Here is a 13,332-nt window from a genome sequence, read left to right as displayed (position 1 = left end):
ATCGGAAAGCCGTATGAGGGAAAACCTCACGTACGGTTTGATGAGGAGGGGCTGAAATATTTCAGCCCTTTACTCTAGAAATTAGCCATCGCGGGAGCTTTTTACGACTGTTTTGGCAGAGGTAGGACGCCAGTTTATCAGTTTGATTAGTTGGTCCTGCATATAGGAAGGTGAGTATTTGAATTCGCTTTCTATCCAGTGGAAAATGAGGCCAAGCAAAGCATGGATGGAATAAATGCTCATCAATTCTTGATCGATTTCATCGTCTTGATCAGGGTAAGATAATTCTTCTTGTGTGATTTTGATTAAGGCATGCAACATCTTTTCTTTCAGTTTAGGAAGGACATCACTCCGCATTAGTGTAGTATAAATGGCGGAATTCTGATAAAAGTGATCAAATATCATAACGGATTTAGCCGGCAGCTCTTGAATACGAAACACGTCAACATGCTCATATGGTGCACGGAAGGATTGAAGTAATTGCTCCGTTAGATTGTCAATCATATCATCAAGCAAATCTTCCTTGCTCTCGTAATTGGCATAGAATGTCCCGCGATTATAGTTGGCGAACTCTACAATTTCAGTGATTGAAATAGACGTAAAGGGCTTTTGTGACATCAGTGCCAGCAGGGCTTCCCGTAGTGCCAATTTACTTCGCACGATTCTGCGATCCGTTTTCTTCGTGATTTGTGACATTTCTGTTCATTCCTTTTTGGTGTTAGTGAACAAAATCAATTCTTTTGTACGATACCTAACAAACATGCGGTTTTTACTGATTGTATCACTTCTGATACTCTATTATACTCCAAGTGAAAGAAGTTCTACAGGCACAATTCAGTGAGGTATTCGCACAAAAATACATGACATTTGGAGGAATTGCACATGAAGCTTTCTGGAAAAGTAGCTATTGTTACAGGGGCAGCGTCAGGTATGGGGAAAGCAATTGCGGAGTTGTTCGCGGCTGAAGGAGCTAAGGTTATCGTTTCGGATCTGAGGGTTGAAGCGGCACAAACAGTTGTTGCTGGGATTGAAGCTAAAGGTGGTACAGCGATTGCAGTTGCTGCAAATGTTGCGAAAGAAGAAGATGTCGCACAAATGATAGATACGGCTGTTAAGGAATACGGTACCGTTGACATTCTAATAAATAATGCTGGAATTATGGACAACTTTGTCCCTGCAGGAGATCTTACAGACGAGTTGTGGGAGCGAGTTTTCGCTATTAATACAACAGGCGTTATGCGTACAACACGGAAAGTTCTTCCGATTTTTACAGAGAGAAAAAGCGGTGTTATCGTAAACATTGCGTCCGCCGGTGGATTAAACGGTTCTAGAGCGGGTGCGGCTTACACGGCTTCTAAACATGCGGTAGTTGGATTCACGAAGAATGTTGGTTTTCAATATGCGAATCTCGGCATCCGTTGCAATGCTATCGCACCTGGTGGGGTGAGCACGAACATTGGAACTACGATTAATGCGCCAAATCCTTTTGGCATGGAGAGAGCAATGGTTGGAATGGGTTTAAATCCGCGAGCAGGGGAGCCGGAAGAAATTGCAAAGGTTGCCTTGTTCTTAGCTTCCGACGATGCAAGCTTTGTTAATGGAACAGTGGTTACAGCGGATGCGGGCTGGACAGCATACTAAGCGCAACCGAAACGAATTTAAAGGCCGATCCATGAGTAGAATTCTACTTTTGGAAGGCCTTTTTGTTTTGTATCGTTTGCAGGACATATCCCTCGTCCACTCGCATATACTTGTACAAAGTTTCATCTGTGGATTCGATTAAGAATATGTACAAGTTCGCTCGTGTAGGAGGATAACCCAACCCATGAAAACCAAACGCCAGTTCATCATCATCTGCTGTGTCTTGATTGGATTGTTAACTGCACCATGGACTAATGTAGATGCCGCACCGCCAAGCATACATACGAATGCGGTCGGTGCTTCGCTCGTCGATGTGGAGTCAGGACGTGTGCTGTATAGCGAAAAAGGGGACACGCCTATGCGCATAGCTAGTTTGACCAAAATAATGACCGCGATCATTGCGATTGAACAAGGCAATCTTACGAGCATGGTCAAGGTCAGCAAAAATGCGTTTGGCAAAGAAGGATCTTCGATCTACTTGAAGCTTGGCGAAGAAATGCGGCTGCATGACATGCTGTATGGTCTCATGTTGCGTTCCGGTAATGATGCCGCGACGGCAATCGCTGAACACATTGGTGGCAGTGTCGATGGATTTGTTTATTTGATGAACGAGAAAGCGAAAATGTTGGGGATGGATCATTCTCATTTCACGAATCCTTCGGGGTTGGATGAAGGCGAAGGCCATCGCTCAAGTCCGAATGATATGGCAAAACTTACGGCATATGCACTCAAGAATAGCGTATTTGCTGACATTGTAGCTACCAAGTTGAAAAAAGTACCCAATCCCAATGAGGCATGGGATTATTCTTGGCTCAACAAAAATAAGATGCTTTCCATGTTCGAAGGAGCTGATGGGGTAAAAACGGGTTTCACGAAACTGGCTAAGCGCTGTTTAGTATCTTCAGCAACTCGAAACGGCCAGCAGCTAGTTGTGGTTACTTTGAATGACGGAGATGACTGGGCGGATCATGCGAAGCTGCTCCAGTATGGCTTTAGTCATTTCCCGCTGCAGACACTGGTCAAAAAAGGCGACGCCATCGAAGGTACCCCCTGGGTAGCGAGCCGAACGTTCAAATACCCACTCGCAGAAGGTGAATCCGCAAGCTTAACGCATCAAGTAACGTTGGTAGATCCGATGGCGACAGAGTATCGATTAGCTGAACGAGGTACGCTGCGTGTTTCTTTGAAAAACAAGCTGATACAGACGATACCAATCTATGATCCTGCCAACCCACTAATGCAAGTACCAGAGAAAGCCACATTCTCATTTCAAACGAGCACGCCATATCAAGAGACATTACTGACCAAATATAGTTATATCTGCAGAATGCTTGTTCAGGGATTATTCCATATTTCTGGCTCCAAATGGGCGGATTAATGTGATCGACGTAAAGCTAAGTAGTAAGGAGTGCTGACCTATGGTGAATTGGATCTGGTTGTTTTTTATCGTCGTTGGTTTCCTCGTCGCGGCTATTAATGGCGATGTGGAATCCGTAACACAAGCGGCATTTGATGGTGCGAAGAATGGTGTTACTGTATGTTTTGGATTAATTAGTGTATTGGTTTTCTGGATGGGCATGATGCGTATTGCGGAAGATGCAGGTGTATTGCAAAAGTTAGCTAGACTACTGCAGCCTGCTGTCCGCTTTCTTTTCCCAAGTGTGCCCAAAAATCATCCCGCTCTTGGTTATATTATGTCAAACATGAGTGCTAACATATTAGGTTTAGGTAACGCTGCAACCCCGATGGGGATTAAAGCTATGCAGGAGCTTCAGAAACTGAATCCGAACAAAGATGAGGCAAGCGCAGCCATGGCCACACTGCTCGCGCTCAATACGTCCAGTATCACCTTAATCCCGACAACGCTAATTGCCATAAGGATGAATTTCAATTCTGTGAACCCGGCTGAAATCGTAGGTACAACACTCATTGCGACGATCATTTCGACGACAGCGGCCATTTTCGTGGATCGATGGTATCGCAGATCGCGCTCACCTATCCCTCCGCTGAAAGGATGAACCGGCATGTATGCACTCGTTTCTCTAATTTCTGCCTGGGCAATCCCGATCATGATTGTGTTCATTCCCCTCTACGCTGCTTATCGCAAAGTTCCTGTCTATGAGTCATTTGTAGAAGGGGCCAAAGATGGCTTTGACACAGCGATTAAAATTATCCCCCACCTCGTCGGAATGATGGTCGCGATATCCGTATTTCGTGCCTCTGGTGCAATGGACATGCTGATTGGCTGGATGCGGCCTTTTTTCGAAAGTATTGGCGTGCCGACAGAAGTGCTGCCGCTCGCTATTTTGCGGCCCATCACAGGAGCGGGATCGTTAGCATTTACAACGGACCTGATTGAGCAATTTGGTCCTGATTCTATGATTGGCCGAATTGCTTCAACCGTACAAGGGAGCACGGATACAACTTTGTATGTGATAACTGTCTATTTTGGCGCGATTGGGATTCGCAAAGCAGGTTATGCGCTCAAAGTAGGATTAATTTCGGATGCGGTTGGCTTTATCGCCTCACTTGCTATTTGTTATTTCGTGTTTTCTTAAAAAGCAGTCAGACAAAGTAGTCCGTATAGCCATCATTCTGTCACTATCTGTCAGTTAATGTGGGTTGCCGCTTGAGATTTGTGGTTAAGTCCGTTATCATTAGCTTGAGGTGAAAGCGGATAATGGAAAGACTGCAAAAGGTATTAGCCGAAGCTGGGATCGCATCCCGCCGGAAATGTGAAGAAATCATTACAGCGGGACGCGTGCAAGTGAACGGTGAAGTCGTCACGACGCTGGGTGTGAAAGTAAATACGGACGAAGATGAAATTCGGGTAGATGGACGTGCGATAGGTCAGCAGAAGAAGATCTATGTCATTTTGAATAAACCCAAAGGAGTTATTACGAGTGCGACGGATCCGGAGGGACGTAAGGTCGTAACGGATTTCTTACCGGGGATTAGAGAACGTGTCTATCCTGTCGGTCGATTGGATTATGATACGGAAGGCTTGCTCATTCTAACGAATGACGGTGAGTTTGCGCATTTGCTGACACATCCGAAGCATCATGTACCGAAGACCTACCAAGCGACTGTCAAGGGAGTGCCGCACGGCACGTTATTAGATAAGCTCAAAATGGGCATACAGTTAGAAGACGGCATGACCGCACCTGCCGAAGTTGAGTACGCGGATGTGAATATGGAGAAGAATGAGTCTGTCATTCAGATCACGATTTATGAAGGAAGAAACCGCCAAGTCAGACGGATGTTTGAGGCGATTTCGTTTCCAGTTATCAAATTAAAGCGGATTAAATTCGGTCCCATCTTCTTAACGGGCTTGGCAAGAGCGAAGTATCGCCACTTGACGCCTAAAGAAGTTGAAGAGCTTAGGAACGAAGCGCTAAGGACACATAACGTTCAAAAAGGCCAATAAGAATTGGCCTTCTTTTCGTTATAATAAGGGTATAATTCGATATGCCAAAACTAACATTGACGACAAAGCGAAGGTGATTAAAGTGGGTCGTAATAAGAAGTGGGTACAGATTGGGATTTTTGCAATCGTGCTCATTATTGGTGTGTTTACGATTATTACAAATTTGTCCGCTTCAGCAAGTAAGAAGTATCCGCAACAAGGGGAGAAAGCGACGAACTTCTCTTTGGTTGGATTAGATGGTCAAACGCACGAGCTTTCTGATTATAAAGGGAAAGTGGTGCTAATGAATTTCTGGGGCACATTCTGTCCGCCTTGCAAAGAAGAAATGCCTGATCTCCAGAAGCAATACGATAAGTGGAAGAGTCAAGGTGTTGTTTTCTTAGAAGTGAATGTGGACAAGAATAAAGTAACGGTTCAAGGATTCATGGAGCAATACAAATTAAATATGCCAGTTCTGCTGGACGCTAATGAAGTTGTTCGCAAATTATATGGTGTTATGGACTATCCAACAACTTTCTTCATTGGCACAGATGGCAAAATAGCTGTGAAAAAAATTGGCCAAATGGATGAGAATTTCATTAATGAGACGATTTCAAGTTTGGTAACGAAGTCTTAAATAGCAAGTCGTATGCATGTTCAACGTTTTTAGGAGGTCATCATGTTCTACAATACCAAGTGCGATTGCGGACATCAGAACCCCACTGGCACCACTCTGTGTGAATCCTGTGGTAACCCGCTGATCGATATCGATGGCAGAGACATACTGGAAATGCGCTATGACGGTATGGCCAGACGGTCTCAGAAATCAAATCCTTCACTGCTCGATAAAGTCTGGAATTTCTTCTCCTCAGTCAAAATAGCCGTATGGATCATACTCATCACCACGTTAGCTTCGGCTGTAGGTACGATATTCCCGCAAGAGAATACCTTCTTGGATATGGATCCATCCCAATATTACAGCGAAAACTACGGAACATTAGGGAATATTTATCATGCTCTTGGATTTTCCCATACGTTCAGTTCATGGTGGTTCATCACATTGCTATTCATGATTGGAACTTCGCTTGTGATTTGCAGTCTGGATCGTGTTCTGCCCCTTTATAGGGCGCTGTCTAAGCAGCAAATCCGTAAACATATTAATTTCTTGACTAGGCAAAATGTAACACTTGTTACTGATCTTCCTGCGGGGACAGATGAAATTGCTTGGACGAACAAGCTGGGTACACTCCTCCGCAAAAAGAATTACCGCGTACATACCGATGGCTCCGCCCTTCTTGCTGAGAAATATCGCTTTAGCCGCTGGGGTCCTTATATCAATCATATTGGACTCATTATTTTCCTAATCGGTGTGTTAATGCGTGGAATACCTGGCTGGCATATGGATCAATATATGGGCATCCTTGAAGGTGAAACGAAGCCGATCCCGCATACTTCGTATTACATCAAAAACGAGAAATTTACACTCACGCTGTACGATGAGCAAGATCTACCTGAAAGCATCAAATCCAAAGGGCAGATCGTTCCAAAGACGTATGAAACGCAAGCTGTCTTGTATCATTGTACTGCGAATTGCGATGGTGGGGCAGAAGCGCCCGTGCTGGAGGAAGTTCATAGGGACAATATCATTGTGAATCATCCACTGGATTACAAAGGCCTGCAAGCGTATCAGTTTGATTACAAAGCAACACCATTATTGATTTCCGTGAAGCCTACGCTTAGCAATCCAACTACGGGTGAGACATATGGCAGCTTTGATCTGCCGATGAATAATCCGAAAGAAGCTTATCAAGTGGGGGCATACACGCTAACGTTGAAAGGTTTCTTCCCTGAGTTTGGTATTGAGAAGGGGCAACCGATTTCAAAATCGAATGAGCCGAAAGCGCCAGCCTTTATTTTTAGCATAACAGGACCAGGGTTAGCAGAAAAAGGGGAACCATATCTGTATTTCCCGAGACAAATTGATAAAGAAACGTTCTCGCAAGATACGATTAACGGTGCAATTAGCCAGAAGTTGAAGCTTGCTGTTGGCTCTATGGAAGGTGTTCAATTTGCCAATTATACAACCTATTTGAACATTCGAGTTGATAAAGCCATGCCTTATATATGGGTTGGTTCCGCTATCTTTATGATCGGTGTTATTATGGGCTTCTATTGGCAGCATCGTCGGATTTGGATTCGGATAGATGGGGGCAAGCTGACACTCGGCGGTCATACGAACAAGAACTGGTTTGGACTTCGTAATGAAGTGGCCTCAGCACTCAATAAGAATGATTTGGACGTTTTACCGAAAACATTAGCAAATGGAGGAAATCAGGGGTGAATGTAAACTCTGTTAGCAGTACCTTTCTACTTATCGCATTTTTTGTATATTTGCTCGCATTCTTCCTGTTTGTTGTTTCAATTACAGGTAAAAGGTGGAGCAACCGGAAGCCGGAAGACCACACGAGGCAATGGGGGTTCGTTGCATTTATAACTTCGGTTGTCGGGTTCGCTTGTCATGTGACATTCTTCTTCACACGATGGGCTGAGGGGGATCATATCCCTACCTCCAACATGTATGAATTTATGACATTCTTAGGGATGATGATCATATGTGCTTTCTTGATCGTATACCTCATTTATAGGACACCTGTACTTGGTGTCTTCGCACTACCGATTGGGTTTATCATTATTGCCTATGCTTCTGTTTTCCCGAGTGAGGTACAGCCATTGATTCCTGCCTTGCAGAGTTACTGGTTGAAAATTCACGTGACTACAGCGGCTACGGGTGAAGCTTTCTTTGCCGTCGGTTTTGCGGGTGGATTAATGTATTTGCTTCGTGCTGTTGACTATACAGGTACTTCGAAGACTGACAAGAAGGAGCAAAGAGGGGTTGAACTTACTCTTTTCTTCATTCTTATGCTCGTTGCATTTATTGCCTCGATTTTCACATTTAATGGCTCAGGTTATAAAGCTGTATTCTCCAAAGACGTGATTGTAACGAATGCACAAGGTGTACAGGAGACGAATCATACAACTGAGACATATGTGTTGCCTCCAATTGTGAAGCCGTATGCGACAGAAGTAGTAGAGATGAAATCCTTCCTGGGGATGTCTGAACCCTTGTTTACCGCACCATCATGGATGGAAGGGGCTAGTGCAGGGCGTAAGTTAAACACGGTTCTCTGGTCAATTCTTGGCGGTTTAATCCTGTATGGACTAGCGCGTCTCGTGGCACGCAAACCGTTAGGAGCGGCGATTGGCCCGATTGTAAAAGGTATGGACGCAGAAGATCTGGATGAAATCAGTTATCGCGCGATTGCGATTGGATATCCAATCTTTACACTGGGGGCACTCATCTTCGCGATGATTTGGGCTCAGGAAGCGTGGGGTCGTTTCTGGGGATGGGATCCCAAGGAAGTATGGGCTTTGATTACATGGTTATTCTATGCTGTATTCCTTCATCTTCGACTTTCAAAAGGTTGGCAAGGTAAGAAATCCGCGTGGTTAACTGTGATTGGATTTATTGTCGTTATGTTTACATTAGTAGGAGTAAACTTAGTCATAGCAGGACTGCATTCCTATGCAGGTGTTTAAATCCAAGTACGTACATGAATAGAGGATGTGACGCTAAATGGAATTGAAACCAAGTATACTTGTAGTTGATGATGAAGAGCGTATTCGCCGATTGCTTCGCATGTATTTAGAGAAGGAAGGCTACCTCATTGAAGAAGCGGAAGATGGTGAATCCGCTTTGCGGATGGCGACTGAATCCGATTTCGATCTTATCTTGCTTGATGTGATGCTGCCAGGCATCGATGGTATTGAAGTGTGTGCACGCCTACGTCAAGTGAAATCCACACCAGTCATTATGTTGACTGCAAAAGGCGAAGAGACGAATCGTGTAAGTGGTTTCGAAGTGGGTGCGGATGACTACGTAGTCAAACCGTTCTCACCTCGCGAAGTGATTTATCGCGTGAAAGCGATCCTTCGCCGTTCCTCAGCGACTGCATATCTGTCCAAAGATGCAAGTTCCAGCAACAATATTGTATTCCCGAACTTGATTATCGAGCATGATGCACATCGTGTGACAGCTGGCGGCCAGGAAGTTGCCCTGACACCGAAGGAATATGAATTGCTTCATTATCTGGCTGTTTCACCTGATAAAGTTTTCTCGCGTGAAGAGCTTCTGAAGGATGTTTGGAACTATGAGTTCTTCGGTGATTTACGGACCGTTGATACGCACGTCAAGCGTCTTCGTGAGAAATTAAACAAAGTATCCCCGGATGCTGCAGCGATGATTACAACAGTATGGGGTGTAGGCTACAAGCTAGAGGTGCCTAAATAAGTGTTTATTTTCAGAAGTGTCGTAGGTAAGCTATGGTTAACCATTATAGGCCTAGTTGGGGTTGTCTTGCTCATACTGGGCTTTTTCCTTGTCAAATATATGGGGAATTATTTCTCGCAAGCAACGGATCAACGTGAGAATATGAAAGAAATGGCACTCAAGTTTTCGGAAGAAGCAACGACGCACATGTACAACGAACAATTCTATCAATTAAGTAATGAGTTGTTGAGTCTTCAAGATTCACGAATGCTTGTGATTTCTACGGATATGAAGGAAATGGCTATCCCGCGAACCAATGGGAGTCAATTAACAGAATTTCATGTGACTGATTTCTACACGGAAGAAGAATTGAAGCCGGTATTCGCTGGACAATCAATTGATAAGCAAGTAAACAACTCACGCAATGGTCGCTTTGAGACAGGAGCGGAATACCTAGTGGTGGCAGTTCCACTCTTTAATTTAGAGGGGGCCATTGTAGGGGCGACGTTACTTTATCAATCCTTGCAGTCGTTAGAAGCCACACAATCGTACATGTTAAGGTTGTTTGTTTATGTGTCCATTGTTGGTTTTCTCATGACAACCTTTTTCGCTTTCTTCTTGTTCTCTCAAATTACGAGACCACTCCAGCAATTGAAGAAAGCAGCTGATTTTATCACACATGGGGAATATGGCACGCGTGTTCCTATTCTTTCCAAAGATGAAATTGGTGAGCTTGCCAAAACGTTTAATCACATGGGCGAGAAGGTGCAGGAAAGTATTCATGCCCTAAGTCAGGAGAAAGAGCATTTATCGAGCATACTGCGCAGTATGACCGATGCTGTGATTACCCTGGATGTGAATGGCTCTGTGATGCTAAGCAACCCACAGGGCGAGAGAATTGTTGAAGAGTGGAGCACAATTGAATGGTCGGATGATGAGGGGGAACCAAGACGGTTCCCGAAACCGGATACGGCTTTGGGCGATTGGGGACTTATGAGCTTCAGTAATCCCAACTCGATGCCAATACCGGTACCGCTGATTCCTCTCTTTGAAGCGGTTGTTGATGAGTCAGCAGAGGCCGCTACAAAGCTTCATGTGCAAAATGGCGTGTGGTCCGTCGCGATGACGCCACTCTACTCAAGGGATCAAGTGCGCGGCGCTGTGGCCGTTCTCCGTGATGTGACGGAGGAGGAACGACTGGATAAGCTGCGCAAGGACTTCGTGGCGAACGTCTCGCATGAGCTGCGTACGCCGATTTCCATGCTGCAGGGCTACAGTGAAGCCCTGCTCGATGATATCCCCTCCACGCCAGAGGAACACGTGGAGCTGGTGCAGGTCATTCACGACGAGTCGCTCCGCATGGGGCGCCTCGTCCGTGACCTGCTCGATCTGGCGCGGATGGAAGCCGGCCATCTCGAGCTTTCCTTCAGGGAGGTCGAAATCGACTCCCTGGTGAGACGCATGCACCGCAAGTTCGCGGTGCTGGCCAAAGAGCGCGGCATCGCGCTAAGCGTGACGCTGCCGGAAGAGCCGCTCATCCTGCAGCGCGCGGATGAGGATCGCTTGGAGCAGGTTCTGACGAACCTGCTCGACAATGCTTTCCGCCATACGCCTGCTGGGGCGCGTATCGGTTTGAAAGCGGAGGCGTGCCTCTCCAAGGATCGGCCCGCGATTCGCATCGAGGTCGCCGATGAGGGGCAGGGGATTCCTGGCGAGGACTTGCCATTCATCTTTGAGCGCTTCTACAAGGCGGACAAAGCGCGGACGCGTGGATCATCTGGAGGAACCGGACTTGGCCTAGCGATAGTGAAGAATATCATTGATTCTCATCATGGTACGGTAACTGTACAAAGTACATGGGGACAGGGCAGCACATTTACGATCTGCTTACCATGTGAACATAAATAGACAGAAAATTGTGCGAATTTCGACACAAAGAAAAAGGCGAATGCTGAGTTATGACTCGGCATTCGCCTTTATTTGTAGAATATTCAGAAATAATCTTGTTGTTCGTGAAACAATTTGTGCTTATTATAGCGTTAGTGCACGCACATTTACGATTTCATCTTGGTTCGTAAGCTCAGCCAATACTTCAGCAGGAGCTGTTTTATCAATTGTTAGAACCATGATCGCGGAGCCGCCAATCACTTTACGACCTACTTGCATAGTCGCAATATTCACTTGATTGCTTCCAAGAAGTGTTCCAACGCGTCCGATAATACCTGGTTTATCGTTGTGGGAAATTAGCAGCAGGTTACCTTCAGCTGCGAAGTCAACTGGGTATTGATCGATGCGCACGATGCGCGCTCCAAAGCCTGCAAGTAATGTTCCTGCAAGTGTTTTTTCCTCTTGCTTCGTTTTAACCGTTACAGTTACAAGGTTTGTGAAACTATTTGATGCATTGGATGTTTGTACGACGATGTTAACACCGCGTGATTTAGCCAGATGCATGGCATTAATAATGTTGATGGATTCCAATTGATTTTGGAAAATACCTTTGACGATGTAGCGAGTTAATGGGCTTGTATCTACATCCATTAAGTCCCCTGCATAGTTGACTACGATTTCTGAAACAGCACCTTGCGCGATTTGTCCAAGGACAGAACCGATTTTTTCACCAAGGCTGAAGTATGGTTGTAGTTTGTTTAATACATCTGCAGGAACTGGAGGCATGTTTACAGCATTCTTAAATGGTTCATTGCGAAGAATATGAAGAACTTCCTCGGAAACGTCGATTGCTACGTTTTCTTGGGCTTCGATTGTCGATGCGCCAAGATGTGGCGTTACGATCACTTTCGGATTCGTTAAGAATGGGTGATCCTTCGCAGGTGGCTCGACTTCGAATACGTCGAAAGCTGCTCCAGCAACGATCCCTTGATCAATCGCTTCAACTAATGCTAGTTCATCAATAATACCGCCGCGTGCACAGTTGATAATGCGAATGCCTGGTTTCATTAATTCAAATTGTGGTTTTGCAATCAAGTGACGCGTTTCTGGAGTAAGTGGCGTATGGACCGTAATGAAATCAGCTTGTGCAGCGATTTCGTTAACAGTACCCAGTTTAACGCCCATTTTCTCAGCGCGCTCTTCTGTCAAGAATGGATCATAACCGATAACATCCATACCGAATACTTTCGCGCGTTTTGCGACTTCACTACCGATACGTCCCATGCCGAGAATACCTAGTGTTTTGTTGCGAAGCTCGACGCCGATGAATTTACGATCCCATTCGCCGCCAACTGTTTTCTTGTATGCTTGTGGAATCATCCGAGCCGTTGCCATCATCATAGCGAATGTAAGTTCACATGTTGCTATAGTGTTACCGTCAGGTGCGTTGATAACGATAATGCCGCGTTTCGTAGCCCCTTCTAAATCGATATTGTCAACGCCTACACCAGCGCGTCCGATTACTTTTAACTTCGTGCCAGCGCTCATGATTCTCTCTGTTACTTTAGTTTGGCTTCGAACTAAGAGGGCATCGTACTCACCGATAATGGCAATGAGTTCGTCTTCGGATAGACCAGATTGTTTAACCACTTCAACATCAGCTGCATCATAAAGCATTTGAATTCCCATGTCACTAATTGGATCGGATACTAGAACTTTGAACATAATTCGGTTCCTCCTTAGATTTGAACATAAAAAAACTCCCAGCCCTCGGATACAGACAGTTAGCCTGTAGCCAAAGGGACGAGAGATTGCTTTCGTGGTACCACCCTAGTTCGCTGCCCATTCGCATGGGTAGCCTCAATTGGTCTTGCGACCTGGAACTGTAACGTGTTCCTAACCCGATTGCATCTACTCAATTCAATGCAATAACTCTGGAGTGCTCCGCAAAATGTATGCTACCGATTCTCACCTGCCATCGGCTCTCTGAAAGCATCATGTTATGCTTGGCTCCGTCAACGCTGTACTGTGATATAGAATTTTAACTAGATTACCATGCGTACGAAATCGT

General features: G+C 45.3%; 12 protein-coding genes and 1 other annotated feature. Of the genes, 10 read left to right on the top strand and 2 right to left on the bottom strand.

The features are described 5' to 3' along the window. Positions 1 to 81 precede the first annotated feature (81 nt). Positions 82 to 696, bottom strand: coding sequence for a TetR/AcrR family transcriptional regulator (locus A8708_RS31360; RefSeq protein ID WP_068670428.1), 615 nt, complete (start codon positions 694 to 696; stop codon positions 82 to 84). A 186-nt stretch (positions 697 to 882) separates the two neighbouring features. Here A8708_RS31360 and A8708_RS31355 point away from each other — a divergent pair, with 186 nt between their 5' ends. From A8708_RS31355 to A8708_RS31310, 10 genes are all read left to right on the top strand, one after another. Continuing rightward, on the top strand, positions 883 to 1,641 hold the full coding sequence (locus tag A8708_RS31355; RefSeq protein WP_068670426.1) for an SDR family oxidoreductase: 759 nt from the start codon (positions 883 to 885) through the stop codon (positions 1,639 to 1,641). A gap of 184 nt (positions 1,642 to 1,825) precedes the next feature. Further along, the gene (locus tag A8708_RS31350) at positions 1,826 to 3,019 is read left to right on the top strand and encodes a D-alanyl-D-alanine carboxypeptidase family protein (RefSeq protein ID WP_068670424.1); all 1,194 of its coding nucleotides are present in this window, start codon (positions 1,826 to 1,828) and stop codon (positions 3,017 to 3,019) included. Positions 3,020 to 3,059: 40 nt separating this feature from the next. Beyond that, entirely contained in the window at positions 3,060 to 3,659 is a 600-nt protein-coding gene (locus tag A8708_RS31345; RefSeq protein WP_068670422.1) for a nucleoside recognition domain-containing protein, read from the top strand. Positions 3,660 to 3,665: 6 nt separating this feature from the next. Then, entirely contained in the window at positions 3,666 to 4,199 is a 534-nt protein-coding gene (locus tag A8708_RS31340) for a spore maturation protein (protein WP_068670420.1), read from the top strand. Between the two features lie 122 nt (positions 4,200 to 4,321). Further along, the gene (locus A8708_RS31335) at positions 4,322 to 5,068 is read left to right on the top strand and encodes a pseudouridine synthase (RefSeq protein WP_028554248.1); all 747 of its coding nucleotides are present in this window, start codon (positions 4,322 to 4,324) and stop codon (positions 5,066 to 5,068) included. A gap of 82 nt (positions 5,069 to 5,150) precedes the next feature. After that, positions 5,151 to 5,684: a redoxin domain-containing protein gene (locus A8708_RS31330; protein WP_068670418.1), complete on the top strand. Its 534-nt coding sequence runs from the start codon at positions 5,151 to 5,153 to the stop codon at positions 5,682 to 5,684. Between the two features lie 42 nt (positions 5,685 to 5,726). After that, positions 5,727 to 7,388, top strand: a complete 1,662-nt coding sequence (gene resB, locus A8708_RS31325; protein ID WP_068670407.1) for a cytochrome c biogenesis protein ResB — start codon at positions 5,727 to 5,729, stop codon at positions 7,386 to 7,388. Next, positions 7,385 to 8,644, top strand: coding sequence for a cytochrome c biogenesis protein CcsA (gene ccsA, locus A8708_RS31320; protein ID WP_068670405.1), 1,260 nt, complete (start codon positions 7,385 to 7,387; stop codon positions 8,642 to 8,644). The genes resB and ccsA overlap by 4 nt, the downstream gene beginning before the upstream one ends. A 37-nt stretch (positions 8,645 to 8,681) precedes the next feature. Next, positions 8,682 to 9,395, top strand: a complete 714-nt coding sequence (locus tag A8708_RS31315; protein ID WP_068670403.1) for a response regulator transcription factor — start codon at positions 8,682 to 8,684, stop codon at positions 9,393 to 9,395. Next, complete coding sequence (locus A8708_RS31310; RefSeq protein WP_068670401.1) at positions 9,396 to 11,282, top strand: sensor histidine kinase; 1,887 nt, start codon at positions 9,396 to 9,398, stop codon at positions 11,280 to 11,282. Positions 11,283 to 11,405: 123 nt separating this feature from the next. Here A8708_RS31310 and serA read toward each other — a convergent pair whose 3' ends face one another. After that, positions 11,406 to 12,986: a phosphoglycerate dehydrogenase gene (serA, locus tag A8708_RS31305; protein WP_068670399.1), complete on the bottom strand. Its 1,581-nt coding sequence runs from the start codon at positions 12,984 to 12,986 to the stop codon at positions 11,406 to 11,408. 71 nt (positions 12,987 to 13,057) lie between these two features. Continuing rightward, positions 13,058 to 13,289 (bottom strand) — a binding site (T-box leader). Between the last annotated feature and the right edge of the window lie 43 nt (positions 13,290 to 13,332).

This window comes from Paenibacillus oryzisoli, from assembly GCF_001653565.1.
Lineage (GTDB): Bacteria > Bacillota > Bacilli > Paenibacillales > NBRC-103111 > Paenibacillus_E > Paenibacillus_E oryzisoli.
This window is presented reverse-complemented; position numbering and strand designations above follow the sequence as displayed.

Coding starts and splice junctions, on each gene's coding strand:
- A8708_RS31360 (WP_068670428.1), bottom strand. CDS start 696: ATGTCACAAATCACGAAGAAAACGGATCGCAGAATCGTGCGAAGTAAA.
- A8708_RS31355 (WP_068670426.1), top strand. CDS start 883: ATGAAGCTTTCTGGAAAAGTAGCTATTGTTACAGGGGCAGCGTCAGGT.
- A8708_RS31350 (WP_068670424.1), top strand. CDS start 1,826: ATGAAAACCAAACGCCAGTTCATCATCATCTGCTGTGTCTTGATTGGA.
- A8708_RS31345 (WP_068670422.1), top strand. CDS start 3,060: ATGGTGAATTGGATCTGGTTGTTTTTTATCGTCGTTGGTTTCCTCGTC.
- A8708_RS31340 (WP_068670420.1), top strand. CDS start 3,666: ATGTATGCACTCGTTTCTCTAATTTCTGCCTGGGCAATCCCGATCATG.
- A8708_RS31335 (WP_028554248.1), top strand. CDS start 4,322: ATGGAAAGACTGCAAAAGGTATTAGCCGAAGCTGGGATCGCATCCCGC.
- resB (WP_068670407.1), top strand. CDS start 5,727: ATGTTCTACAATACCAAGTGCGATTGCGGACATCAGAACCCCACTGGC.
- A8708_RS31315 (WP_068670403.1), top strand. CDS start 8,682: ATGGAATTGAAACCAAGTATACTTGTAGTTGATGATGAAGAGCGTATT.
- serA (WP_068670399.1), bottom strand. CDS start 12,986: ATGTTCAAAGTTCTAGTATCCGATCCAATTAGTGACATGGGAATTCAA.